Origin of the sequence: Thioflexithrix psekupsensis (assembly GCF_002149925.1) — a bacterium.
GTDB classification, from domain to species: Bacteria; Pseudomonadota; Gammaproteobacteria; order Beggiatoales; family Beggiatoaceae; genus Thioflexithrix; species Thioflexithrix psekupsensis.
The window spans coordinates 866395-891745 of sequence record NZ_MSLT01000023.1; the positions used below are offsets into that span (position 1 = coordinate 866395).

General features: G+C 43.0%; 21 protein-coding genes, 1 tRNA gene and 1 pseudogene. 13 read left to right on the forward strand and 10 right to left on the reverse strand.

Annotated features, from left to right (window positions below):
• The first annotated feature begins 47 nt into the window (after window positions 1-47).
• The 4 genes from TPSD3_RS16315 to TPSD3_RS16330 all read left to right on the forward strand — a co-directional run bounded on the left by TPSD3_RS16315 (window position 48) and on the right by TPSD3_RS16330 (window position 1763).
• Window positions 48-521, forward strand: a complete 474-nt coding sequence (locus tag TPSD3_RS16315) for a NifX-associated nitrogen fixation protein (RefSeq protein ID WP_086489583.1) — start codon at window positions 48-50, stop codon at window positions 519-521.
• Window positions 522-587: 66 nt separating this feature from the next.
• On the forward strand, window positions 588-803 hold the full coding sequence (locus tag TPSD3_RS16320; protein ID WP_086489584.1) for a CCE_0567 family metalloprotein: 216 nt from the start codon (window positions 588-590) through the stop codon (window positions 801-803).
• 115 nt (window positions 804-918) lie between these two features.
• Window positions 919-1221 carry a ferredoxin III, nif-specific gene (fdxB, locus tag TPSD3_RS16325; protein ID WP_086489585.1) on the forward strand — a complete coding sequence of 101 codons (303 nt, stop codon included), beginning with the start codon at window positions 919-921 and terminating at the stop codon, window positions 1219-1221.
• 152 nt (window positions 1222-1373) lie between these two features.
• A complete protein-coding gene (locus TPSD3_RS16330; RefSeq protein WP_086489586.1) occupies window positions 1374-1763 on the forward strand; it encodes a hypothetical protein in 390 nt (129 codons plus the stop codon).
• 183 nt (window positions 1764-1946) lie between these two features.
• On the opposite strand, the pseudogene TPSD3_RS17685 reads toward TPSD3_RS16330, so the two are convergent.
• A pseudogene (locus TPSD3_RS17685) lies at window positions 1947-2070 on the reverse strand (IS5/IS1182 family transposase); the annotation flags it as partial.
• Window positions 2071-2258: 188 nt separating this feature from the next.
• Here TPSD3_RS17685 and TPSD3_RS16340 point away from each other — a divergent pair.
• The gene (locus TPSD3_RS16340; RefSeq protein ID WP_176329912.1) at window positions 2259-4730 is read left to right on the forward strand and encodes a sensor domain-containing protein; all 2472 of its coding nucleotides are present in this window, start codon (window positions 2259-2261) and stop codon (window positions 4728-4730) included.
• Here the strand turns inward: TPSD3_RS16340 and TPSD3_RS16345 are convergent, their stop codons facing one another.
• Window positions 4731-7181: a heavy metal translocating P-type ATPase gene (locus tag TPSD3_RS16345; protein ID WP_086489589.1), complete on the reverse strand. Its 2451-nt coding sequence runs from the start codon at window positions 7179-7181 to the stop codon at window positions 4731-4733.
• Window positions 7182-7343: 162 nt separating this feature from the next.
• On the opposite strand from TPSD3_RS16345, the gene TPSD3_RS16350 reads away from it, so the two are divergent.
• Window positions 7344-8036: a sugar transferase gene (locus TPSD3_RS16350; RefSeq protein ID WP_086489590.1), complete on the forward strand. Its 693-nt coding sequence runs from the start codon at window positions 7344-7346 to the stop codon at window positions 8034-8036.
• A gap of 3 nt (window positions 8037-8039) precedes the next feature.
• Here the strand turns inward: TPSD3_RS16350 and TPSD3_RS16355 are convergent, their stop codons facing one another.
• Window positions 8040-8351, reverse strand: coding sequence for a S24 family peptidase (locus tag TPSD3_RS16355; protein ID WP_086489591.1), 312 nt, complete (start codon window positions 8349-8351; stop codon window positions 8040-8042).
• Between the two features lie 151 nt (window positions 8352-8502).
• Between TPSD3_RS16355 and TPSD3_RS16360 the strand changes: the two genes are divergently transcribed.
• Window positions 8503-8781, forward strand: coding sequence for a 4Fe-4S dicluster domain-containing protein (locus TPSD3_RS16360; RefSeq protein ID WP_086489592.1), 279 nt, complete (start codon window positions 8503-8505; stop codon window positions 8779-8781).
• Between the two features lie 72 nt (window positions 8782-8853).
• Here the strand turns inward: TPSD3_RS16360 and TPSD3_RS16365 are convergent, their stop codons facing one another.
• Entirely contained in the window at window positions 8854-10737 is a 1884-nt protein-coding gene (locus tag TPSD3_RS16365) for an nSTAND1 domain-containing NTPase (protein ID WP_086489593.1), read from the reverse strand.
• Window positions 10738-10876: 139 nt separating this feature from the next.
• On the opposite strand from TPSD3_RS16365, the gene TPSD3_RS16370 reads away from it, so the two are divergent.
• Both TPSD3_RS16370 and TPSD3_RS16375 read left to right on the forward strand, forming a co-directional pair.
• Window positions 10877-11677, forward strand: a complete 801-nt coding sequence (locus TPSD3_RS16370; RefSeq protein WP_086489594.1) for a glycosyltransferase family 2 protein — start codon at window positions 10877-10879, stop codon at window positions 11675-11677.
• Window positions 11667-12509: a glycosyltransferase gene (locus tag TPSD3_RS16375; protein WP_217884480.1), complete on the forward strand. Its 843-nt coding sequence runs from the start codon at window positions 11667-11669 to the stop codon at window positions 12507-12509. Before TPSD3_RS16370 ends, TPSD3_RS16375 begins: the two co-directional genes overlap by 11 nt.
• 9 nt (window positions 12510-12518) lie before the next feature.
• Here TPSD3_RS16375 and TPSD3_RS16380 read toward each other — a convergent pair whose 3' ends face one another.
• Complete coding sequence (locus TPSD3_RS16380) at window positions 12519-13211, reverse strand: hypothetical protein (protein WP_086489595.1); 693 nt, start codon at window positions 13209-13211, stop codon at window positions 12519-12521.
• Window positions 13198-14097, reverse strand: coding sequence for an ABC transporter substrate-binding protein (locus TPSD3_RS16385; RefSeq protein WP_176329913.1), 900 nt, complete (start codon window positions 14095-14097; stop codon window positions 13198-13200). Before TPSD3_RS16385 ends, TPSD3_RS16380 begins: the two co-directional genes overlap by 14 nt.
• Before the next feature lie 103 nt (window positions 14098-14200).
• Between TPSD3_RS16385 and TPSD3_RS16390 the strand changes: the two genes are divergently transcribed.
• The 3 genes from TPSD3_RS16390 to TPSD3_RS16400 are packed head-to-tail and all read left to right on the forward strand — an operon-like array spanning window position 14201 to window position 18912.
• Window positions 14201-15538: a DUF58 domain-containing protein gene (locus TPSD3_RS16390; protein ID WP_176329914.1), complete on the forward strand. Its 1338-nt coding sequence runs from the start codon at window positions 14201-14203 to the stop codon at window positions 15536-15538.
• Window positions 15535-17592: a transglutaminase-like domain-containing protein gene (locus TPSD3_RS16395; protein WP_086489598.1), complete on the forward strand. Its 2058-nt coding sequence runs from the start codon at window positions 15535-15537 to the stop codon at window positions 17590-17592. The genes TPSD3_RS16390 and TPSD3_RS16395 overlap by 4 nt, the downstream gene beginning before the upstream one ends.
• A 24-nt stretch (window positions 17593-17616) precedes the next feature.
• Window positions 17617-18912, forward strand: a complete 1296-nt coding sequence (locus TPSD3_RS16400; RefSeq protein ID WP_217884481.1) for a DUF3422 family protein — start codon at window positions 17617-17619, stop codon at window positions 18910-18912.
• A 44-nt stretch (window positions 18913-18956) separates the two neighbouring features.
• Here TPSD3_RS16400 and TPSD3_RS16405 read toward each other — a convergent pair.
• Window positions 18957-19047: transfer RNA gene (locus TPSD3_RS16405), tRNA-Ser, on the reverse strand.
• Between the two features lie 98 nt (window positions 19048-19145).
• Window positions 19146-19592: a CBS domain-containing protein gene (locus tag TPSD3_RS16410; RefSeq protein ID WP_086489600.1), complete on the reverse strand. Its 447-nt coding sequence runs from the start codon at window positions 19590-19592 to the stop codon at window positions 19146-19148.
• A 209-nt stretch (window positions 19593-19801) separates the two neighbouring features.
• Here TPSD3_RS16410 and rpiA point away from each other — a divergent pair, with 209 nt between their 5' ends.
• Window positions 19802-20476 carry a ribose-5-phosphate isomerase RpiA gene (rpiA, locus tag TPSD3_RS16415; protein WP_086489601.1) on the forward strand — a complete coding sequence of 225 codons (675 nt, stop codon included), beginning with the start codon at window positions 19802-19804 and terminating at the stop codon, window positions 20474-20476.
• A 177-nt stretch (window positions 20477-20653) separates the two neighbouring features.
• Here rpiA and TPSD3_RS16420 read toward each other — a convergent pair whose 3' ends face one another.
• Both TPSD3_RS16420 and TPSD3_RS16425 read right to left on the reverse strand, forming a co-directional pair.
• The gene (locus tag TPSD3_RS16420) at window positions 20654-21802 is read right to left on the reverse strand and encodes an ABC transporter permease (protein ID WP_217884482.1); all 1149 of its coding nucleotides are present in this window, start codon (window positions 21800-21802) and stop codon (window positions 20654-20656) included.
• 1567 nt (window positions 21803-23369) lie between these two features.
• Window positions 23370-25247, reverse strand: coding sequence for a ribonuclease catalytic domain-containing protein (locus TPSD3_RS16425; RefSeq protein WP_086489602.1), 1878 nt, complete (start codon window positions 25245-25247; stop codon window positions 23370-23372).
• Between the last annotated feature and the right edge of the window lie 104 nt (window positions 25248-25351).

Sequence of the window (25351 nt, forward strand, 5' to 3'; positions counted from 1 at the left end):
GGTTTAAATAACTGCGCTATTTTTACATTTAAGGAGATATGATTTCGATGAGTCAATTAACCCTAGCCATTGAAGAAAATGATCCGTTATTAGACAGCGATATTTCTAAAGAAATGTTGCGACAAATGCGGGCATTAGATGCTTATGGTATGTATGAGAAATGGACACCGGCGCGCATTTTATCGCCTTTGATTTTAACCAAAGAGCGTAAAGCGGAAATTCCTGTGATTGGTGATCCTGATGAAGTGACCATGTCGCGGGTTAAAGCTTATTATAATGCTTTGTCATTTTTAATTGAGAAACAAGTGGGATTGATGGCCATTCCGATGGTGAATTTAACCCACGAAGGTTTCGGGCGTGTGGTGATTACAGTGGGTAAATTGGTGGTGGTGGATAAAAATTTGCGTGACGTGCATCGTTTTGGTTTTAAAACTTTTGAACAGATGAACGAAGAAGCCAACAAAATCGTCAATCAAGCCGTCGCCTTAGTGAAACAATATGAAGCGGTCGCCCAATTATAATGGCTTAATATTTAAGCGCAAATATTGGCATAAATGGGTGTAATGGGCTTATTTGGAGCGTGAACCATGAGCGATAATGATGAGGTTTTAAAAACCTTAAAAAAAGAAGCCGCAAAGAAAAAACGAATTGCCAGTGAATGGGCTTCTCAACTGCATGATTTAGTAGAAGATCGTTTGCCTGCGGGCTATGAAGATTTGCCGTCTATCGCAGAACAAACTTATCAAGCCTGCAAAGAATGGGCTGAAGCAGAAGCCGCTTATCAAAGCGCGCAAAACGGGTAAAGTTACATTAATTGTCTTTAGTTATGGCAGAGTCCGTTTTATTTTTTCTCGTGAATAATTAGGCAGAGAAATAAAGCTGGATTATTTTTAAATCAGTAAGATTGAGGAGATGACGATGTCAAATATTACTGGCATGACCCGTGGTGGCGCGGTGTGGGAGCCGCAATTTGTGGTGGCTTTGAATCAGGCGACGTGTATTGGTTGTGGTCGTTGTTACAAAGTGTGTCCGCGTAATGTATTTGAATTGGTGGATCGAGCGGATTTAGATTTAGAAGAGATTGAAATGGAAGACGAAGACGACGACAACATGATGGTGATGACCATTGCCAATGCGTTGGATTGTATTGGTTGTCAGGCGTGTTCTAAGGTGTGTCCGAAAAAGTGCCACAGTCATGAAGCACAATCTTTGGCGGCGTAATCGCGTCATTTTTCTGATCTTTAGACTCAAAACGATGTTCCCGTCCCAACACTCTCCATTGGGACGAGGACATTTTGCCTGTTTAGATATTCGGTCAATTCTGATCTGATTCAAAGTCCTTTCCTATTTTTTAACGGCAATCTCTGAACCTCATGATGTCCCAACGCGTAGAAGATACTTTAGAAAAACACATCAACCAAGCCCGAATGCGCGGTGAAGCCATTTGTGCGGCGATGGAAGAGCAGTTGTTTCATCTTGGTTTTGCCCAAGCCAGTGATTTAGCCAAATCATTTTCACAAGCGCATTTTGAATTGAGTCGTGATCCTTATGATGGGCGCGACAGTTTAAAAGGCGTTTGGAGTAATGCAAAAGGACACGAAGTGGGCAGTATTCTTTTTTATCCTGATGGGGCTTTTTACGCTGAATACGATGTAGTGCTTCCCCATCCCAAGAAACGCCAATGGTTTGTTGAAGCCGTCACCGCGTGGGGACGCGGCGATCAGATTAAGACAGAAGCGCGTTTGTTGCCGGTTTTGGGGTGATTGGGGGGATTTTAGACAGTGCTGTTATTAAGATTTGTAACCAAAGAACTAAAGGCATCGAATTTGTGCAGCGGCGAGAGGTGAAGAAATGCGTTTTCAACCAGATACGCAATGGGTAAAATTCTTTGAAGAAATAACCGTTTCCATCTCTTTAGAAGCCGCTCATTAACCGCTCACAACTGACTCATTTCTCAGTTTCTCAAGCAACCTCTCCCCAATCCCTTTGTCTTGGCAACGACAAAAACGATAATGGATGTTTTTCCAATTCCCACAATTGGGACGGTAAGTCACTCCACGGCGCGGCCGTCCATTTCTGCATTCCTCCGTGTTGGTTCATTGATTTAGATTTTACCACCTCTTCCGACGAAAAGCCGCGGCTGTGTATGAACCTTGCAGGATTCATTCACCGATTATCCCTGATGTCAGCGAATTTGTTATAAAATGTCTTGTGCTGATTTTTGTGATAAGCCCTCTTTTTTTCCAAGTCAATCCCCAGTGAACCAACAACACAACGATGAGGCGAATTCTCCCCTTTTGTACAGCGAATCCACGCTGTTACAACACCTGATGAATTCTACTTCTGACTTCATTTTTTATAAAAATAATCAAGGCCGTTATGTGGCTTGTAATCGTGCGTTTGAGCAGTTTACAGGAAAAACCGCGGCTGAATTATTTTTGCGTACCGATCAAGAATTATTTACCGATGATAAAATGGAGTTGTTCAGCTATGGCGACCAGATGCTATTTCACACAGGATTAGCGCAGATTTATACCCGTTGCGTTATAGACAATAAACAGGAGATTAAATGTTTAGAAATTGTTAAAACACCCATTATTGAACACGAACAATTACAAGGTTTAATTGCCGTGGCGCGCCGTGTCACTGCCCATGATTGTACAGAAACTGCTTTGCGTTATTCGCAAATCATGTTGAGTTTAATTATGGATAATATTCCGCAGGCGATTTTTTGGCAAAGTCAAGAAGGGATTTTTTTAGGTTGCAATCGTAATTTTATCCAATTTATTGGCGTAGATTCCGCGCAAAAAATCATCGGCAAAAAAGAGAGTGAATTGCGTTTAATCTATCCGTCATTAATTCCCTTTTTAGAGGCGTTATCAAAAAACCTAATAAATACTTCGGTTCAGACACCGCGTCAAGTGATAACGGTTGTGCATCCTGTCCATCATCAAGCCTGTTGGTTAGAATTAAGTGATGTTCAACTCATCAATAAAGAAAATCAAGAATTAGTGCGGTTAATTTGTTTTGAAGATATAACGGCACGCCGTCATTCTGAAGAACGCTTGCGCCATATTTCTAAAGCCTTAGAAAATAACACCGAAGCAGTATTAATTACCGATGAGAAAACGCGAATTGTAGCCATTAATCGTGCCTTTAGCCACATTACAGGTTACACCGAAGCAGAAGCCTTAAATCGCACGCCGCGAGAATTGGTTTTTTCAGGGAAACACGAGGCGGATTTTTATCAAAATATGTGGCGTTCCATTCAGAGCGTAGGTCATTGGGAAGGGGAAATATTAAATCGTCGTAAAAATGGCGAAATTTATCCCGAATGGCTGCATATTAGTGTGATTAAAGATGAACAAGAACAAAAAGTGACGCATTATTTAGCCATTTTCTCTGACATTACGCAACGTAAAAAAGCCGAAGCCCAATTAGAATATTTAGCCCATTATGATGAATTAACAGGATTACCGAATCGTTTATTTTTTCATGAATTATTATCACAATTAATTGAACGGCATCGCCTGACACAAATGATTTTGGGGGTGATGTTGGTGGATTTAGACCGTTTTAAAGATGTCAATGACACGTGGGGACATGACACGGGCGATGTGCTATTGCAAGCGGTAACAAAACGCTTAAAAGCCTGTTTGGGAGAAGGGCAATTAATCGCACGATTGGGGGGAGATGATTTTATTATTTGTTTAGAACATATTAGCCAATTAGAAACGGTGGCCACGCAAGCCCAAATGATTTTAGATGCGATGTTACCGCCATTTTTTCTTAATGATCATGAAGTTTTTGTCACCAGTAGCATTGGAATTGCGCTATTTCCCAGCGATGGTGAAGATGCCAATACTTTATTAAAAAATGCCGATGCCGCCATGTACAGTGCCAAAGCCACAGGAAAAAATACTTATGCCTTATTTACCCAACAAATGAACACCGAAGCACGGCGTAGAGTCACTTTAGAATCGCAATTACGTCATGCTTTAGAACGGGATGAATTTAAACTTTATTATCAGCCGCAAATGCACTTAATGAGCGGCATAATGACGGGGGCAGAAGTTTTAATTCGCTGGGAGCATCCAGAGCAAGGATTAATTCTCCCGCATTTATTTATTCCTTTAGCCGAAGAAACAGGATTAGTGTCACAAATTGGTGAATGGGTGTTATTTCATGCCTGTGAACAGCATCGTCAATGGTGTCGTCAAGGTTTGCCCATTTTACGTTTAGCGGTAAATTTATCTTCGCGGCAATTCCGAGATCAAAATTTCTTAGAAAGAATTTTTACTGTGATCGAAAACACCAAAATGGATCCAACTTTATTAGAATTGGAATTGACCGAAAGCATGTTAATGCAAGATGCAGCTTATGCCAATCGTTTATTGTGTGCATTAAAAGAAAATCATATTCAAATTGCGATTGACGATTTTGGCACGGGTTATTCTTCGTTAAGTTATTTAAAACGTTTTCCGATTCATCGCTTAAAAGTGGATCAATCTTTTATTCGAGAAATTCCCAGTAATAAAGATGATATGGCCATCACTCGCGCCATTGTGGCCTTAGCGCACAGTTTGCATTTACAAGTGACCGCTGAAGGCGTAGAAACGCGGGCGCAAATGGCTTTTTTAAAGAGTTTGAAATGTGAAGAAATTCAAGGTTATTTAATCAGCCGTCCGTTGCCCGCGGATCAATTTATTGCGTTTATACAACAGGAATAATTACAATTTTTTCATTTGTCCATTTAAACGCAAACTATTCATCACCACACTAATAGAACTGAATGACATCGCTAATGCGGCCGTAATGGGATGTAAAGTTTGCAAATAACTGGGCGCATCTTGAAACAACATTAAAACGCCCATAGCGACGGGAATTAAAATGATATTGTAGGCAAAAGCCCAGAACAAATTTTGTCGAATTGTGCGCAATGTCGCCCGACTTAAACGCAACGCCCGCAACAATCCCCGCGGATCAGAACCCACTAATGTCACACTGGCGGTTTCAATCGCCACATCCGCGCCCGTTCCCATTGCCACACCCACATCCGCTTGTGCCAAGGCAGGCGCGTCGTTAATGCCATCGCCCACCATCGCTACCACCAAACCTTGTTGTTGCAATTCTTTTACTTTCAATAACTTATCTTCAGGCAACACGTCAGCATACACTTCTTCTATGCCCACTGTTTTCGCAATACGATGTGCGGTGGCGGCATTGTCTCCCGTCATAAGTAACACGCGCAACGATGCCGCTTTCAAGGCCGTCACTGCTTCGGTCGCGCCGGGGCGTAACGTGTCTGACAAAATGAAGGCCGCAACGATGTTCCCGTCTATCGCCATCCATAATACCGTATAACCTTCTTGCTGCACTTGTTCCGCTTCGGCGATAAAAGCGGTCGCATTTTGTTGTTCTATATCAATCCCTTGTTGCTGCATCAAACGGCGATTGCCCAGTAAAACGGTCTGCTGATTCACCGTAGCCCGCACGCCATGCCCGGTCAACGCGGTAAAGTGGTCGATGTCATGTAATATTAACTGTTGTTCTTGTGCTGCTTGTACTATTGCCAGCGCGAGGGGATGTTCGGAGGCGTGTTCTACCGAAGCCGCATAACACAGTAAACGGGCGGGGGTATCGTGCCAATCGGGTGCGGGAATAATACGATGTAAAGTGGGACGGCCTTGAGTCAAAGTCCCTGTTTTATCTAATAAAATGGCTTGTACTTCTCCCATGCGCATCATGGCTTGACTGTGACGGAATAAAATCCCATGTCGTGCGCCATTCCCCATGCCCACCACTAAAGCCGTCGGAGTCGCCAAACCCAGCGCACACGGACACGCAATCACTAAAACCGCCACCAAACGCAAAGTGGCATCGCTGACACTGGCACCACTCAGCCACCACACCAGAAATGTGAAAACCGCAATCGTCACCACTATGGGAACAAAAACCGCAGAAATCCGATCCACCAAAGCCTGAATATCGGCCTTCGATCCCTGCGCTTCTTCCACCATACGAATAATACGCGCCAACGCACTGTCCCGTCCCACGTGGGTTGCACGGATTCGTAAGCGACCTTGTAGATTAAGCGTAGAACCAAAAACCCGATCCCCCACCTGTTTATCAACGGGTAAGCTTTCGCCGGTGAGGAGAGATTCATTCACGGCCGACTCACCTTGTATAACTTCACCATCAACAGGAATTTGTTGTCCCGGCCGCACGTGAATCACATCACCGGGCATCACTTCTGCTAAGGATAATTCTACAATTTGGCCATTTCGTTCAACTTCAGCGGTTTTAGCTTGTAGTCCAATTAATTGTTTTAAGGCCTGATTGGTGCGGCTTTTGGCGCGTAATTCTAATAATTTTCCCACTTTAATCAAGGTGATAATCGCGGCCGCAGTTTCAAAAAAAACATGCCCCTGATGTAAACCTAAGGTGATCGCCACGGAGTAAAAATACGCCACCGACGATCCCAACACGACTAAAACATCCATATTGGCCGCGCTATTTTTCAAACTGTGCCACGCGCCAATGTAATAATCGCGTCCTGTGTAAAACTGCACGGGAGTCGCCAAGGCCCAAAATAAAAAATTAACCCACGTCGCATGACTCCATTCCCCCAAAAGATGAAAGTCTCTCCCCATGCTCAGAATAAACAATGGTAAAGTAAAAATAATACCCACAATAAGCGCGAAATAATGTTGTTTTAAATGCTGAGTTAATGGGTCTGTTTGTGTCTCTACCGCTTGATCAATAACAACGCCATACCCAGCTTGTTTTAAGTGGTGAATTAATTCATCTGGATTAAATTGTTCAGCCACATATTCAATATAAGCTATTTCGGTGGCGAAATTAACCCGTGCCGCCACCACGCCATGCTCTTGTCGCAACAGACCTTCAACCGCCGCCGCACATCCCGCGCAACTCATGCCGGTGACTTGAAATTGTTGTTGCTGAACAGAAACTTGAAAGCCTGCTTGTTCAATGTGTTGGCGTAATTTTTCCCACGTCAGTGTGGCGGTGTTATAGCGTAAGGTGAGTTGTTCATTGCCGAAATTGACACTGGCCGATTGTACGCCGTCAAGTTGTTTTACGGTATTTTCTACCGTGATCGCGCATCCCGCACAGCTCATGCCGTGTATGGGTATCATTAATTGTTGTTCAGTTGCCATTTTATTGAAATGCTCCTGTAAAAAAAACACCGTTTATCTTGTAAAAAATACCATGTCTATGATGTGAACTTGAGTTTAATGATCTGACCATTTACATTTCTGCTTAATAATAGATTGATCATTTATTTCAAAAAACAATATCTTTGCATTAGGAGATTTATCATGTCCGAATTATCAGCCGTAAAACACAATCAATATGCACGACGCATTCGCCTATTACAACAACGTTTGGCATGGATGAGAACCCGCACGTTTGGCCCCTTAGTAAAACGCTCTTTTGATGTACTTGTTTCAGGTTTATTATTGCTTATTTTACTGATACCGGGGTTATTAACGATTTTAATTATCCGTTTAGATTCGTCGGGACCTGCCTTTTTTGCGCAAAAACGAGTGGGACGACATGGGCGATTGTTTTTGATGTGGAAATTTCGCTCCATGTGTATTGATGCAGAACAACGTTTAGCTACGTTAAAACAGCAAAATGAAATCGCGGATAATGTGAATTTTAAAATGAAACGAGACCCTAGAATTACGCGAGTGGGGGGATTTATTCGTAAGTTTTCAATTGATGAAATGCCACAATTGTGGAATGTGTTTATTGGGGATATGTCTTTGGTTGGGCCGCGTCCGCCATTGCCGCGAGAAGTCGCCCAATATACGCCTTACGAGCGGCAACGTTTAGCGGTAAAGCCTGGGATTACTTGCGTTTGGCAAGTGTCGGGACGTTCGGATATTCCTTTTAAACAACAAGTAGAAATGGATTTGCATTATATCGCTAATCAGTCGTTTTTTTACGATATTATCTTGTTATTAAAAACCATTCCTGCGGTGTTGAAAGCAAAAGGAGCTTATTAAGTATTAATCATAATGCTTACGTTCGGATCGACGACGGCCTGCACGTTGAACAATGACCCCGTGAATATCAGAAAATCCACTAATTTCTAAAGTGGGATAATTTGCATTAAGCGGTTTTAAATAATAACGGTCATTTTCAATGTGCAATTGTCGAAAGATATATTCGCCATTCATCTGCGCCAAGACATAAGCCCCTGAAACAGCTCTGCCATCAGGGTCAATAATAATAATATGTCCTTCTTCAAATTCAGGCGACATACTGTCACCTAATACACGCAATGCAAACGGTTCATTGCCACAACTGCCTTCACTCATGGCTTATTCTCCTTATTATTTAGCGGGTTATTTCGATCTTGACGTGGGCTGACTTTCTGCTACATTAGCAAAGAGTAAAATGCTAATTTTACCATGATCTAATGTTACACCAAACATAACAATAACACGCTATCAAGCGGGGGAGTCTCCCATGACAATCGCCACCCATTCCTTACCACGCGCCGCTCGTCGTCGCACGGCTGAACCCCTGCGCCCACCGTGGGCAGCCGATGATTTTTTACAAAAATGCGCCCATTGTGGTGATTGTGTGCGGGCATGTCCCGAAGGCGTATTGGAAAAAGATAAGCGCGGCCGTCCTTTTCTCAATCTGGAAGCAGGAACGTGTACTTTTTGTCAAGCCTGCGTGCGCGTATGCAGTACAGGCGCATTGTTCTCCGATGCAGAACAAGAACCGCGAGTGATTTCTTGAGTTGAAAGGCACTTAAAAAATGACACACTCCCATGCTGGCGCGTGGGAGCGAGAAGGACACTGACAAAAATGCTAAGGTTTAGCGGTTTGCGACTGACGATTTATTTTACTTTCCGTCGCGCTCAACATCTCTGGTGTGCAATACGTTGCGCACTGCCGCGCCAATACTTGAGCCGATGGTTTGCGTTGGTTCAAACGCGACTCTAGTAATTCATCTAAAGTACGTTGGGCTTCTTGCTGGTCTTGCCATAATTTTTGGGTTTCATGGCGGGCTTTTTGTAATTCTTCTTGTAAGGTTTGCGTCGCCAGTTGGGCTTGAAATGCCCGTTCAAATGCAAAATCTCTGTCCTGTTTTAAAGTGTCCGAATAACGATTTAATTCACTTTGTGCCACGTATAAAGTTTCTATTTTTAAAGTTAAATGATAAATTTCTCCCACTAATCCAAACAATAAGACCCCTATGCCCGCCCACAATAGCAAACGCATTTTTTTAAAACGATGTTGTCTTATTTGTGAGGCTTCTAAAAAACTTTCTTGTGCGGCTTTGATGTGCTGGCGATACTGCTGCGGAAATTCTGCCAATAACGCCAAGCGTCCTGTTGTCCACAGATAACCCGGAGCGCGTTGACTCCGCTCCCATTGCTGCGCATCGTAGGCCACCACTTGACGCAACAGTAAACATTGTTGTTGTTGCTGTTGCCAACGACGCAGCAGCGGCCATTGATCAAAGAATATCGGCCGACTGATTTGTACACTTAATTCGGGCTGTTCACTCACCAAACGGATCAATTGCCAATCCTCTCGATGTAAACGTTGCAACAGCAGAAAAATATCCACTTGCCGATCCATTCCATAGCACAATTGGCTTAAACGTAAAACAGGATAAGTGGGCTGTCCTTGTTCATCTAAACGCATTAATTGACTGATAATCCGCCAAAAACGCGCTTGTTCTTCGGTCGTGAGCTGATCGTAGTGTTGTTGTAAGCTGCGTTCAATGATCGCTTTACTGCCACCAATATGGGTCAGCGTGAGATCATCCATCGCCTGATGGGGATTTTTTTGTCGCCGTTGCCACAGTTGACTGAGGGTAAATTGTAATTCTGCTAAGGTGCATAATCGCATTTTATATTCATTGATAAAATGCCTCACCATTACCGCTTCCCATGCAAATTCTGTATTTTTTACAGGCGCAGTGATCGCTTGATGTACGTCTTGGAGCGATAAGGGAGTCATCAATACCGCGTTTTGGATACAAGTTTGATACAATAACGCATGGTGTTGCAGCCGCGCCAAAGCCTCGCTGTCTAGTGTGATAATGACCGAAAAACGACTGTGTGCCGCACTGGCGGCATGTAATAAACTGTTGATAAATAAAGTGGTGGCCACGGGGTCTTGTTGAGAGTGATACAACTGCTCCCACTGATCCACATATAAAATCACTTGTTCGGTGTACGCATCAAGTAATTTTGGTAAATAATTAAGTAAATCATCAGCTTGTGTTATTTTTATCGGATCAAGGGGACGCGGAGTGGTGGCTTGATTCAACAGATGATTCAAAGTCGCCAGCGGTTGACTGCCCGGTTGCATGATGAGAACACGCAAATAACGCCATTGTTCAAGCGGCCGCCGCGCCAATTCTGGAATTAAACCCGCACGAATCACTGAACTTTTACCACTGCCACTCGGCCCAATCAGTGATAAAAAACGTGTGCGATTGGGGGTGTGCCATTTTTGGATTTTTTTCCACAATTGCTGGATTAACGCGGTTTGACCGAAAAAATGTAAACTATCGCGTTCGGTAAAAGGATGAAATCCCGCATAAGGACAGTGCAGCGAATTACTATTGGCGAGATTAAATTGTTCTAAGCCGTGCCGATCATTGGCGGTGATCACCAAATGACTGAGGGTGCCAGAGAGAATCGTTTGACCTCGTGAGTCAATTTTTAGGTCTAACATGTCAAGTTGCCTTGCAGAGTACGGATGTTGTGATAATTTTTGGTTGGCACGTGGAAAACGGCGAAAAACGGTCATTTTTTGATTAAGCAGAAATGATGCCGACCCTGATCCATTTTTACAATTGTTGTGGGGAGTATTGATGACGGTAAAAATATCGGCTTATTTAATTGCTTTTAATGAAGCCCGTAAAATTAAAGCAGCCATTGAAAGTGTGTTGTGGGCAGATGAAGTGGTGGTGGTGGATTCCTTCAGCACCGATAATACCGCAGACATCGCGCAACAATTGGGCGCAACCGTGGTGCAAGTGCCATTTTCAGGATTCGGTGAATTGCGCAACGCTGCCCTTGCTGCGTGTGCGGGAGAATGGATTTTTAGCCTTGATTGTGATGAACGGTGTACAGCCGAAGTGCGTGAGGAAATTTTAACGGTGATCGCCAATGATACACCGCCGCATGAATTATATTTAGTGCCTCGTCGTAATTTTTTCATGGGGCGTTGGATTCGTCATTCAGGTTGGTATCCGAATTTTCGACAACCGCAATTATTTCGACGTGGTGCGATGTCTTACTCTTTGGACGCGGTACATGAAGGTTTTGTGAGTCACAGTCAATTACCTGTGGGACAATTACAGCAAGCTATTTGGCAAATGCCTTTTGAGAATTTTCACGAGGTAATTCGTAAAGCCAATCGTTATTCCGATTTGGGCGCGGTGCGTTTACAACAACGTCAAGTGACGATGGGGATGGCCTTGCGTCATGGCTTATGGGCATTTACTAAGCATTATGTGTTTAAAGCGGGATTTTTAGACGGTTGGGCGGGATTTGTGATTGCGTTGGGGAATTTTGAAGGCACGTTTTACCGCTACGCCAAAGCCTATGAAAAACAACAACATTGGTCTTTACCCGCTTCTTCTCCCTTGAGACGTTCTGATGAATCATGATCCCCGTCCAGTCAAAATCAGTGTCATTATCACAACGTATAATCGTCCTGATGCGTTGGAGATGGTATTATTTTCCTTTGTCGGTCAAAAAAATGCGCCTGCATTTGAAGTGATTATTGCTGACGATGGTTCTACGGAAGATACGACATGGTTGATTCAACAATGGCAAGATCGAGTGTTACCGTTTAACTTATTTCACAGTTGGCAGGCGGATGAAGGTTTCCGTGCGGCGGCCAGTCGTAATCGTGCGGCGGCGCGGGCGCGGGGAGAATATTTGTTATTTGTGGATGGGGATTGTGTGGTTTTTCCTGATTTTGTGGCGCGACATTGGGCTTTGGCGCGTGGGGGTTGGTTTGTTGCGGGGAGTCGCTTGTTGTTGGATTCTGCGCCTACGCAAGCGTGTTTGACGGGAAAATTGCCTTCTCCCGTCGAATGGTCGTGGTCAATGTGGGGGGCGATTTGGCGTAAAAAAGGCGTGAATCGTTTGTTGCCTTTGCTGCGTTTACCCGATGGATTTTGGCGCAAACTGCATCCACGGCGGTGGAAAGGCGTGCGCACGTGTAATTTAGGCGTGTGGCGTGGTGATTTTCTGGCGATCAATGGTTTTGATGAAACGTTTACGGGCTGGGGTTTTGAAGATGCGGATTTAGCGGTGCGATTAATGGCCGTGGGCATCGGTCATAAAAGCGGTCGGTTTGCTGTTCCCGTTGTGCATTTGTGGCACGAAGAGCGGCCGCGTGCCGATGAACCCCGAAATTGGCAACGTTTACAACAAACTTTACGCGGGGAAATGTCGCCTTATGCGGTTAATGGCGTGGCGCAATATTTTTAAGTCATTGATTTATAAAAAATTATTTTCACAGCTATAAATAAAAGTCTGCATGTAGCGTTCAGTCCATGCTTGACCAAATATCGTATTCATAAAAGGTTTACCCGGTGAATGCTGAATATGGTGTTGTTGGTATAATTGTAATTCTTTAGCGGCTGTTATTTGACCCGTTTCGTGACAGAGAAAATGGTTTGTCCACTGTTGCCAATAGGTTTCAAATGCGGCAATTAATGCGGCTAATTCGCTGGGTTGTTTCGGTCGGCTATAGAGACAAATGGGAGAAAAATAACACGCCCAATCAGGAATCGTTTGTTCTAACGATAATTGTTGTGAATAATATTGATAACTTTCTTGTAAAGTATCTGTTAATTGCTGCACTAATCTTGCATTAGAATTAACCCATTGTAAATCAGTCACTGCAACGTAAGGCTGACCCTGAAACGCCACATATTCTACCGCTAAAACAGGAATATGTGCGGCATTTAAAGGATAAGCCATAATTAAAATCACTTCTGCTTTGCGATTAATAATATGCAAGGCACGAATTTGACAGCCAAAATGATGTTGTAATAATAACGAATTTAATACCGTGTCACTTTTACCTTTTACGCTTAATAACCAATCGGGTAAATCGACAATATGCCACTGGTTTTGTGCGGTTAAAAAATCCCACATCGGTTTAAAAAGAGAATCAGGGTTTATCATGAAAGATCATGTCATCTGTGATAGGAATAGAATAGAGGGCGGCTGCTAATTGTGCGAAACCATTTACAATATAATGAGAGACACTAGACAATTGTGAACTGGGTAAGGGATAAAAGCGATTATTTTTTATTGCCGATAAGTGAGAAAAAACAGCGTGTTGCTTGATTTGTTGTTTTAAATCATCAGGATTATCAGTCAAAGTTAATTCAATAAAAACATCAGGTTGCCACAGTAACAAGGCTTCTTCGCTGAGTGATTGATAACCAATAATACCTTGTTCACGGGCAATATTAATCGCACCTAAACGAGTTAATAAATGATCTAATAATGTGTCTCCACCAATAATATAAGATTGATCCCGAATGATCACCCGTAATGGTGAATGATGATGAGGGCGTTTTGTTTCTATCAAAGCCAAACGCTGTCTCATGGCGAGAATGAGTTGTTCTGCTGACGTTTCTACCGCTAATAATTGACCTAATAGACGAATATTATTTTCTATATCTTCTATTTGTGAGAATTGTTTAAACTGAAACACGAATGCGCCACTTTTCTGCAATAAAATCACTGTTTCGGCACGGCTGTAATGGGCGACTAGAATCAGATCGGGTTTTAAGGTTAAAATCAATTCAGGATTAGACGGAATGGCAGGCGGTAAATCACGGCGATGCGCGATATTGCTATATTTCTTATCTCGTGCCAATTCGCTCACAGCAATAATTCGTTCTAAAGCGACCAAATGCAGCAATAATTCATCGGTGGCTAGGGTTTGAGAAATAATGCGTTGTGGCGCGGCCGAAAGCGTAAATATCTGCCCACTGGCATCTTGAATCTGGCGCGGAAAATCGGCCGCAAATCCCCCCCGAAATGACAAAATAAGTATCATTAACGGTAACATCATCGGGTAAAAATAAAACTCGGCAAGGTGATTTTGTTTCATCGGTTGTTAATGTTACACTGAATATTTCTTTATCTTTGGAATGGCTCACATGCGACGGTTTTTATTTCATAATTTTAGATTAATTTTTGCCATCGATATTTGGGTGCGCCAACGTTTTACTTTAGCGGGAAAATTAGTATTAGGGGGATTGGTGGCGGCGAGTGTTTTTGGCGTGGATACGCGACAAACATTTGCTTATCAATTATTTTCCTTATTACTGGCTTTATTATTACTGGCCATATTGGGCAGTTGGTTTTCCCGATTAAAACTCACCGCACAACGAGAATTACCACGTTTTTTAACCGTCGGTGAACCATTTGATTATCGGGTATTATTAACCAATCACACTTCATCTTTACAACAAGGTTTGCTGTTATCCGAGCAAATTAAACAAAACCCGCCCACTTTCGCCCAATTTAGCCAAATTCGGGAAAAAAATCAATGGCGACAAAATTGGTTTGATAATTATGTGGGTTATCCGCGTTGGTTATGGTTAATTTCCTTAAATCGTGGGGCTAACGTTGAACCCAAATTATTGCCTCCATTACCGCCTAAAGGGACTTTAGCGGTGAGTTTGCGCATTCTTCCATTACGACGTGGTTTTATTCATTTTGATCGGCTGAAATTAGCGCGTACTGATCCTTTGGGTTTATTTAATGCTTTGCATTTTTTCTCACTGCCAGAGCGGTTGTTAGTTTTGCCTTATCGTTATCCGATTCCTCCCTTAAATTTCTCAGGCTCGCGTAAGTATCAAAAAGGGGGTGTTAATTTGGCCATGTCCGTAGGAGATGCGGAGGAATTTATGTCATTACGCGAATATCGTCCCGGTGATCCTTTACGTCATATTCATTGGCGCAGTTTTGCCCGTTTGGGTAAGCCTGTGGTTAAAGAATATCAAGATGAATTTTTTGTGCGCCATGCGCTTATTTTAGATACTTTTAATGATTATTATTATGAGCCAAGATTTGAGCAAGCGGTATCGATTGCAGCTTCTTTTGCTTGCGCGCCGAGAAGCCATGAGATTTTATTAGATTTAATGTTTGTGGGTTCGGAGGCGCATTGTTTTACTTCGGGACGCGGTCTGGCCCCTGTGTCTAAGTTATTGGAAATATTGGCTTGTGTCGAAATGTCCAAAGAACCCAATTTAGAACATCTTTATCCGTTATTAAATCAACATTTGCACTCGTTGAGTGCTTGTATTTGTGTATTGTTGAATTGGGATGAACAACGGCGTTCTTTTATTCAATGGTTGCGTGCTAAAAATATTCAATTTTTAGCGGTAATTTTAAGTCAAGACCCAGAAAGTGATGCCGATGCGCAATCCGTTGGGGTTAAAGTATTGAATAGTGAACAATTGGCTTCTGAATTAGCGGCTTTAACGGTATGAATCAAACTATTTTAATTGCACCACCTTTGGGATTATTAGGAGCAACTTTACTCTTTTGGGGATGGCAAACGGATTTATTGCCTTATGCGATTATTATGGCTATTCTGATTGAATTGCCGCGTTGGACTGAATGGCGTTGGGATTTGTCGGATAAAGATTTTAACCGTTTGATGGATTTAACGTCATTATTATGGCTAGGCACAACGATTTATTTATTTAATCGGAATTCTATTCAAGGTTTATTTATCTTGTTGAGTTGGATGCCGATTATCTTTTTTATTTTGATGATAACGCAACTTTATAGCCAACAAGGTTCAATTCGGTTAAGCAGTATTTTTTTATCTTTGCGTCATTATCAATCCGATAGCAGCGGGATAGAAAAAAATGAGCCGAATAATCCCGCCATTAAGCGCATTCATTTGGGTTATCCTTATTTTGTTTTATGCTTGTTGGCGGCCAGTGCGGGGCAAACGAATTATTTTTTTCTCGGTATTTTTTTATTAACAGCTTGGGCATTGTGGACTATTCGCCCGCGTCATTATCGTTTGGCCACTTGGTTATTAGTGTTAATTTTAGGTTTTACTTTTGGTTATTTAGGGCATGTGGGTTTATATCGTTTGCAAAATCAAATTGAAACGATGATTATTAATTGGTTTCAAGATTTATTATGGCGTTCGCGTGATCCTTATCGACAAAATACGGCAATTGGAGATATTGGGGAATTAAAACAGTCGGATAGAATTTTATTACGGGTTTATCAAGATCAACCCGGTCTTTTACGTGAAGCGACTTATAACAGTTATTATCGCGGCAGTTGGCAGGCACAAACGGCGAATTTTAAAGATTTAGTGCCTGTTTCTCAACAAGATTCTCGCTGGTTATTAACGCAAGTCAATCATGCTTCTTTAAATGCCTATCATCGCTATACAAAACGAGCGGATATTTCCATGTATTTACCACGTGGTACAGGAATGTTGGCTTTACCTTTGGGCAGTTTTATGTTGGATAATTTGTTATTGCCTGATTTAATGATTAATGATTTTGGGGCGGTAAAAGTGGCGCGTGGTCCTGGTTTAATTCATTACCAAGCCCATTATCACACGCATCAAAATTTGATCGACAGTTCACCCTCGGCGGAAGATTTTAAAGTGCCTGAAGATGAACAAGCTGTTTTTAATGAATTGGTGGCGCAATTGGCATTAAAAGAAAAATCGCCCGAAGAGATTATTAAAACGATTAATGCTTATTTTTCTAATCATTTTTATTATTCCTTATTACTTAGCGCGCCCACTTATAGCGCAAATATGACTCCGTTGCGTAATTTTTTGTTTCATAAAAAAGCGGGGCATTGTGAATATTTTGCTACGGCTACGGTGTTATTATTGCGGGCAGCGGGGTTGCCGGCGCGTTATGCCACGGGCTTTGCGGTGGAGGAATATAGCGAGTTAGAAAAGGCGTATTTAGTGCGTAAACGTCATGCTCATGCGTGGGGTTTGGTGTATGTTGATGGGCATTGGCAGGAAATTGATACCACGCCGGCGGTGTGGTTGGAAAAAGAAGCCGAGCGGGCGGCGTGGTGGCAGCCACTTTATGATGTTTGGTCGTGGTTATATCATCGTTTTTCGTTATGGCGATGGGATGATTCTAAAAAAGTCAGTGACTTATTATTGTGGCTATTAATTCCCTTAATTATCGCTTTAATGTGGCGGTTATTTATTAAGGAAAGAATTAAACAAAAACGGCTGAAGAAATCCACCATTAAAGTCAATTATTCGCATCAAGGGATTGATTCGGCTTTTTTTAAAATTGTGCATTATTTGCAGGATTTGGGTTATATTCGACAAGCGGGAGAAACTTTACCGCAATGGTTGCAACGTTTACAACAAACGGATTTAAAATTGCCACCGATTCAACCTTTATTAGAATTACATCAGCGTTATCGTTTTGATCCTGATTCTTTGAGTTTTCATGAACAACAACAATTAAGCCAAGCCGTCACACTATGGTTGACGCAATTACAACAATTACAGCACACCAGAATGTCTGAGAAATAATCCGAGAAATAAAAAGGAGTTATTGTGTTATCTCTTCCCCCCAATCATCAGCAACGGCAACGATTAAATGATGAAGTTCATGCACGTCCTTATCAGTCCATTGCTTCGCCTTCGCGGGCTTCTTATTTGGCTTTATTTGCCGATTCATATCGGGAACGTGAATATGAATTATTGGTGCAATTATGCGAGCATTATCAACAACCCTTACCCCCTAAAGACACCATTCATTGGGTGGCGAATTTAGGCGCGTTTCGCTTAAAATGGGAGCGACATTCAGAATTTACTTCTTATATGTTTATTCAGCAGGAAAATATTGAAGGACATCCTTTTGCGCATTCTGTGTTGGAACAGGTGCCGACAGAATGGTTGCAACAATTGCCCGGACAAGTGATGGTGGCTGCGCATTTGGTTTGTTTAAATTATTCTGTGGATATTCAACAGGTTTCAGCGTGGTTTGACGATTATTACTTGATTGGTGCGGATATTGGGGATGGTGCGGCCAGTGCTTTTACGGATTTTCATTTGCATGGGGATGGCTGTAGTCGTTTTCTGGTTATTGACCGCGGTTTAACCAGTCGGCAATCCGGACGCATGATGCAGCGATTATTTGAAATTGAAATTTATCGCATGATGGCTTTATTAGCGTTACCGATTGCGCGCCAATTAAGCCCGACTTTAAATAAATCTGATGAACAATTACGCCAATTAACGCAAGCGGTGGCTGAGAAAACGCAAGGCGATGAATTATTATTAGAACAATTAACGCAATTAGCCGCTCGCATTGAAGATTCTTTATCAAAAAGTACTTATCGTTTTACTGCCAGTCGGGCTTATTACGCGCTGGTAAATCGGCGTATTGAAGAATTGCGCGAAACGCGAATTCAAGGGATGCAGACTTTCCGCGAGTTTGTGGATCGGCGTTTGGCCCCCGCGATGGACACTTGCGAATCGGCGGCGCACCGTCAAGAATTGTTGTCAAAACGGGTTAATCGCACCAGTCAATTGTTGGGAACGCGGGTGGATATTCAACGACAACGCGATAATCAAGCCTTACTGGCTTCGATGGATAAACGGGCGCAATTACAATTGCGTTTACAAGAAACGGTGGAAGGCTTGTCTGTGGTGGCGATCACTTATTACAGTGTGAGTTTAATTGGTTACATCGCTAAAAGTCTGAAAACTTTAGGCTGGGCAATTGATCCCAATCTGGCGGTGGGGGTTGCGATTCCTGTGGTGGCATTGTTGGCCGCGCTGGGCGTACGTCACATTCGCGCTGCGGTGACAGGAAAACATCATGAACATCAAGGACTTGATTTGTAGTTGAGTGCGAGGAAATCAGGGAAAAAGAGGAGGGGGAGAAGATGTGGTGGAGAGGGTGGGATTCGAACCCACGGAAGGGTACTAGCCTTCAACGGTTTTCAAGACCGCCGCTTTCAGCCGCTCAGCCACCTCTCCAAACCTAAGCGCACATTCTAGGGCAAATCACAGGCAAAAGCAAGTTTTTAATCCTCTTAAAATGAAAAATACAATTTGTGTTTTGAAAAAAGTAGGGATTAGTGGTGGCTATCTGTTTCCGTATGGGTCATTTTCTCCAATAAATACACCGCTAAACGCACAAAATCACTCTCCGTCAATATCCCACATAAATGCTCCCCATCAAAAACAGGTAAACATCCATGTCCTTGTGCTAATAGAAAATGTCCCGCTGTCAGTAAATTGGTGTCCAACTCCGCCACCACCACATTGGTTTTCATGACTTCGGATAACAGAATGGTTGACTCTATTTCCGCCCGCTCCACCGCATCAATATCAGACAATGTGGAAACCGATAGCGCGAGAATATCGTGTTTGGTAATTAATCCTAAAAATTTATTGTGTATATCCACAATAGGGATGTGTCTAATTTGTTTTTCGACCATTAAACGACGTGCATCAAGGACTGTGTCGGTAGGACGCAAACTGTACACATTGTCACGCATCAATTCTTTAACAGTAATCATAATTCAATTCTCAGTTGTAGTAAGTTAAAGGCTTTGCAACAATCATAACATAAAGTTTTCTCGATCATCAGCCGTTTTCTGCTCATGACAAATTAAATTAATTCACGGCTAATCATCTTTTATAATCAAGATATTATTCTTTTTATTCCAAAGTTAAAGAGGATGTTTTATACTGTTTTTTCTAAAACTAACCATTGGAGTGAGATAAGGTGTTATTAACGCAAGATGAAAAAAAACAAGCGGTTGCCAAAGCGGCTCTGGATTATGTTGAATCGGGTATGGTGGTGGGGGTAGGGACTGGAAGTACAGCGAATTATTTTGTGGATGCGCTTGCTGGTATTAAGCACCGCATTGATGGGGCTGTTGCCAGCTCGGTGGCAACGGCGAATCGGTTGAAAGAAAGAGGCATTGCCGTATTAGATATTCATGCGGTGGATGACATTGGTGTTTACGTTGATGGCGCGGATGAGGCTACGCGCCATTTGCATTTGATTAAGGGCGGTGGTGGCGCGTTGACTCGTGAAAAAATTGTCGCAGCGGTCAGTCGTCAATTTATTTGCGTCATTGATGACAGTAAATTGGTGGATGTTTTAGGACAATTTCCTTTACCCATTGAAGTGATTCCGATGGCGCGTAGTTATGTGGCGCGAGAGTTGGTGAAATTGGGTGGCAATCCATTTTGGCGAGAAGGTTTTGTAACAGATAATGGCAATATGATTTTAGATGTGCATCATCTCAATATTCTCAATCCCTGCGAATTAGAAACGCAATTAAATCAAATCACCGGTGTGGTCACTAATGGTTTATTCGCTCATCGTCCTGCGGATGTGTTGTTAATGGGAACAGAAAATGGAGTGGAAAAATTAACTGTAAGTCGTAAATAAAAATATTCAGCTCAGAATGTTTACTTTTCTACCGCCCCCTACTCCCTCCCGCTAGGAGGGAGAAAGAGATGGGGTTGTTTTGTTAAATTTTAATGAAAAACAAGCTCACGCCCTCTTAGCAGGAGGAGTGTGAGGCGGTAGAAATGCCGATATTCCAGATTATTTTCGTTTAGGCACTTAAATCCCCACCCAGCCAAATAAAATAGCAAATACCGCATCGGAAACAATCACTAAAAAAATTGCTTGCACTACGCTTGTGGTGACTTTTTGTCCCACACTATCCGCGCTACCACTGGCTTGAAAACCGTGATAACAACCCACTAAAGCAATAATCACCGCAAATACGGGAGCTTTGCCCACTCCCACCAAATAAGTGGTGATTGTAACCGTTTGCTGTAACCGATCTAAAAATTCAGCAAATCCCACTTCCAACGTTAAAAACGCAATCACCATGCCGCCCAAAATCCCCATGACATCAGCATACGCAGTGAGTAAAGGCAGCATCACCACCAACGCCATGACCTTGGGAAAAACCAATAATTCCAAAGGCGAAATACCAATAGTGCGCAACGCATCCACTTCCTCAGTCACCACCATCGTGCCAATTTGCGCCGTATAAGCAGAACCACTTCGCCCCGCAATAATGATCGCCGTCAACAACGGAGCCAATTCCCGCAATAAAGTGATTCCCACCAAATCAGCCACTAAAATATTCGCGCCATACAATTTTAACTGTACCCCGCCTTGATAAGCGATCACCACCCCAATTAAAAATGACATTAATCCCACAATAGGCAAAGCCGTAACCCCAGAATGATACACATTGCTCATCACCTCGCGCCAACGAATTCGTGACGGTTGGATGAGAATGCGCAAGGCCACGGCCGTATTTTCGCCTAAAAAAGCGAGAAAACTCACCACTTCACGCCCCAAAGCCACTGTATGATAACCCACATCAGTACACACCCCCGTAGAAACGGAAGAAACAACAGGCGCAATGTCATAATTCTTTAAATTATCCAATAAAGTCTGCTGTGCTGCGCTAAAACCCTGCCACTGCACTTGACGGCCTCGCGCCTCTAAATCCATACGGGTGCGGTGCAGCAGCCACGCTCCCGCGCTGTCCAAGCGAATAATGCCTGAACCATCTACCGTAATTTTTTCTTGCGAAGCATGTTGACTGAAATGGCGCAGAATTTTTTCTAAAGGCGCAATCGTGTCCAAAGTCCACACGCCTTGACAAGTACACTGGTCATCATTTTGCATGTGAAAGTTAGGCAAATCAGAGGGATGTGCTAAAGTGGACAGAGAATTTTTGTGACGCATTATCGTAAGAGAGAAAATAAGCTGTTTTTACAAAAGATGAAAATATTGCGAAAATAAACATTTTATTTTACAATAAGCAGTCGAAATGAGGTGTTGTCTGGAATGTGGTACAGATAACAGTTGACGCGCAAAACGGTATTTTACTAGGATAACCGTCGTTGCCACCAGAGGAATGTAGAAAATATCTAATCTATTCAACCCATTGACGCTTAATGTGTCGGGTGTCTTCTAAATTTCTCAACTTTTTTGCAAAAAATTAAAAACAGTGCTTGACAACTGCACGTGAATGGTTTAACTTTATCTCCATGATGTTGCATTGCACAAAACGCAAACAAGCACAACAAAACCGAATTTTAAACGCTAGAGTGTATTTTTTTTCAGTCCGCATGACATGGGATTGAAACACTTAGTAAGACAGTCTCCTCCATCCTCCTTTGGTGGTTTGGCGCGGTACAAAACGCCGCGCCTTTTTAAGAACAAGCAGCAATGACCGTGTCGTTAAGGCCGTCTTTCAAAAAAAGACCTTAATGTTAAACGGTGATAAAGTCGGGCAGAACAGCTTATGTACGCGGAACGCTCCAGCGAGTAGCCAGTCAACGCCATGACGGAAAAAACGCAACAGTCTCCTCCATCCTCCTTTGGTGGTTTGGCGCGGTACAAAACGCCGCGCCTTTTTAAGAACAAGCAACAGCGACCGTACCATTTTTAATACTAAACGGTCACAAAGTCAGGCAAAAACAGCTTATGTACGCGGAACGCTCCAGCGAGTAGCCAGTCAACGCCGTGACGGAAAAAACGCAACAGTCTCCTCCATCCTCCTTTGGTGGTTTGGCGCGGTACAAAACGCCGCGCCTTTTTCGGTTACGCTGTAATGGTCTGCGTCTTCTCAGCAAGCAGACGATTACAACGAGTCTCCTCCGCCTTCCTTTGGTGGTTTGGCGCGGTGTAAAGCACCGCGCTCTTTTTGTCTTATAATGGCAATACTTAAACCACTTGAAACAACAGCAATTACGTCTCAAACGCGATTCGTTTCGCGGGGCATTACACACGACTTATCCAGCAAGCGGTTTAGTCTTCATTATCGTGTGCAACTAAATCCTTGATTGTTAGAGAATCTTCCCTGATATTCTCCATCCATCCCTCCTAGTGATTTGGCGTGGCGTACGGCTCGTGTTTGGACAGAGCCTTCGCTGAACCTTTTGACCGCCTGCATAAATGAAAGACAAACTCCGTTTATAGCCGCAAGCGGTGGCTGATTATAACACGTAAAATAATCCACTGATAGTAACGATATTGCTTTTTTATTGTTTTTCGTTTTTTTTTCGTGCTTAACGGCTGTTGTCACAATGTGGTCATTTTCATTTGAATTTATACAATTTGTGTTTCTTTACATTCACCGCATTTCCCAATGATGACAAGACAAAAAAAATGCAGAAACATAATACATTATTATGTCCCTGCACGATAAACTTCAGACTCTTCGCTTCAGCCAAAGAATAAGCGTCATTCTAAACCTAAGCCTTTTAAAAGCCAATACAAACATAAATTTTTTTGTATTTTATATTGTCTATCCCACTCTTAACCGAATTTGCCCCGTTTTCACCTTCGCTTTATCAAGTAACACTGTCACCACACTGCCCAAAGGCGGCAAAGATGCAGCATCGCTGCTGCCTAAAAAGGCCTCCACGCCCCACGGCCGCAATTCAACCTTGTAACCGCCGCGCACTGGGCTAATCAGTAAGGCTTCTAAGGGACGATTTTGCCATTCTCGGTTCAAATATTCGATAAACCAGCGTCGTTTCGCATCGGATTCTGCTTGTTTGGCTTCGCGGGCGGTGCGTTCAGCGGTGCTTAATACTTTTAGCAGTTCTTCTTGATCGTAAGGCAAGGTTTCGCCCAATAAATGCGCTAACAATTGTCGTTGCATCACCAAATCGGCAAAACGACGCAAGGGCGAACTTAATTGAGAATAAACCGATAAACCTAATCCACTGTGCTGGCCGGGATGTAAAGATAACGTCGATGGTTTTAACCATTTGATTACTTTATAAAAACCCAATGGCTCGGCTAACACTTCTGGCGTAATCGTTTCTGTCGGCGGCTCTTGTACGCGGTAAATAAACGGCACTTGACAGCGACTGGCATAACTGGCCGCAAGATGGTTGGCAAGAATCATCATTTCCGCCACCAACAATCGACTGGGAGAATCTCGATCCAATAGAGTCACTTCAATGTGATCATCGGGAGAAATACTGATTTTATATTCAGGACGCTGTAGATTAAACGCGCCCGCGGCCACCCGTTTATCTTGTAATTTTTTTGCTACATCAAACAGTTGCCGCAATGGCATCACCCAATCATGGTCTTCTGGCGTAGCGGTGTCACTCAAGTAATGATCCACATCGGTGTAATGCAAACGATAACGCACTTCAATGGCTTCACGGCTAATTTGACAATCTAACACCGTCGCATCGTCATCTAGCGTAATGCGCAAAACAATCGAAGATCGCACCACATTGGGATTAAGACTGGCTAAATCGCAGGAAATTCGCTCAGGAATCATTAAAACGGTTTGCGTGGGCAGATAAACTGTCGTACCGCGTCGCATGGCTTCCCGATCCAACACATCACCATTGTGAATTAACGTAGCAGGATCAGCGATGGCAATTTGAACCAACCAACGATCCCCGTCACGTTGAATACTGAGGGCATCATCGACTTCTCGCGTGTCCTCATCATCAATACTACATAATAACGGCGTAATCGTTTGTTGTGGCGCGGGCTGCCACAATTGAACGGTGGCGCAGGCTTCTTGTACGACTTGAGAAAATTCAGGTTTTAGCCCGGCGATGATCACATCTCGATCCGCATTGTCGGGCAAACGGCGTAATTTTTGTAAAATATCAAAAACAAATTCACGGGGAGTTTGCTTGGCTTGTTCGGCGACGGGATCGATTAATTCTTCAATGAATTTGTCATTATCACCGCGCAATAACCAAGCGTCTAAGCGGTCGGCAAAAGCATTTAATTCGCTGGGTAAAGTGAGAGATTCCGCGCGGATGGATTGTTTTAACCAATCGCGGGCTAATTCTTTTTCTTTAGCGCGCTGTTGTTCTCGTTCGCGTTGTTGTTTCAATTCATCAAGTTGCTGAACGGTGCGCGGCTCCCAAGCGCGTAATTTACGCTTAAAATAAAGCCGATCTTCTGCCAATAATAACCAAATGGCTGCCAATTGTTCCGTGCCAATTTCACCACCGAAATATAAATCGGCCAAATCATCCATTTCTGACACCGCCAATTCCAAAGCACTCTCCCATAATAGGCGAATGTCCATGGTAGAACGAATGCCCATCACCGCTTGAGAAATGCGACGAACGGCATTTGGCCACTCGCTGCTGTCTTTGACTTTCAAGGGATGTTGCCATAACAACTTGTCTTCGGACACGTTTTGTTCGCGTCCTTTGTCGGTTAATACGCGACTTTGTTTTTATTGCGTTGTAAACACAAACAAAACTCAGATCATCGTTATCGTGCATTGCCCAAATTTGG

Coding starts and splice junctions, on each gene's coding strand:
- TPSD3_RS16360 (WP_086489592.1), top strand. CDS start 8,503: ATGACAATCGCCACCCATTCCTTACCACGCGCCGCTCGTCGTCGCACG.
- TPSD3_RS16380 (WP_086489595.1), bottom strand. CDS start 13,211: ATGATAAACCCTGATTCTCTTTTTAAACCGATGTGGGATTTTTTAACC.
- TPSD3_RS16410 (WP_086489600.1), bottom strand. CDS start 19,592: ATGATTACTGTTAAAGAATTGATGCGTGACAATGTGTACAGTTTGCGT.
- TPSD3_RS16365 (WP_086489593.1), bottom strand. CDS start 10,737: ATGTTAGACCTAAAAATTGACTCACGAGGTCAAACGATTCTCTCTGGC.
- TPSD3_RS16375 (WP_217884480.1), top strand. CDS start 11,667: ATGAATCATGATCCCCGTCCAGTCAAAATCAGTGTCATTATCACAACG.
- TPSD3_RS16350 (WP_086489590.1), top strand. CDS start 7,344: ATGTCCGAATTATCAGCCGTAAAACACAATCAATATGCACGACGCATT.
- TPSD3_RS16320 (WP_086489584.1), top strand. CDS start 588: ATGAGCGATAATGATGAGGTTTTAAAAACCTTAAAAAAAGAAGCCGCA.
- TPSD3_RS16385 (WP_176329913.1), bottom strand. CDS start 14,097: ATGATACTTATTTTGTCATTTCGGGGGGGATTTGCGGCCGATTTTCCG.
- TPSD3_RS16370 (WP_086489594.1), top strand. CDS start 10,877: ATGACGGTAAAAATATCGGCTTATTTAATTGCTTTTAATGAAGCCCGT.
- TPSD3_RS16390 (WP_176329914.1), top strand. CDS start 14,201: ATGCGACGGTTTTTATTTCATAATTTTAGATTAATTTTTGCCATCGAT.
- TPSD3_RS16330 (WP_086489586.1), top strand. CDS start 1,374: ATGATGTCCCAACGCGTAGAAGATACTTTAGAAAAACACATCAACCAA.
- TPSD3_RS16355 (WP_086489591.1), bottom strand. CDS start 8,351: ATGAGTGAAGGCAGTTGTGGCAATGAACCGTTTGCATTGCGTGTATTA.
- fdxB (WP_086489585.1), top strand. CDS start 919: ATGTCAAATATTACTGGCATGACCCGTGGTGGCGCGGTGTGGGAGCCG.
- TPSD3_RS16345 (WP_086489589.1), bottom strand. CDS start 7,181: ATGGCAACTGAACAACAATTAATGATACCCATACACGGCATGAGCTGT.
- TPSD3_RS16420 (WP_217884482.1), bottom strand. CDS start 21,802: ATGCGTCACAAAAATTCTCTGTCCACTTTAGCACATCCCTCTGATTTG.
- TPSD3_RS16315 (WP_086489583.1), top strand. CDS start 48: ATGAGTCAATTAACCCTAGCCATTGAAGAAAATGATCCGTTATTAGAC.
- TPSD3_RS16395 (WP_086489598.1), top strand. CDS start 15,535: ATGAATCAAACTATTTTAATTGCACCACCTTTGGGATTATTAGGAGCA.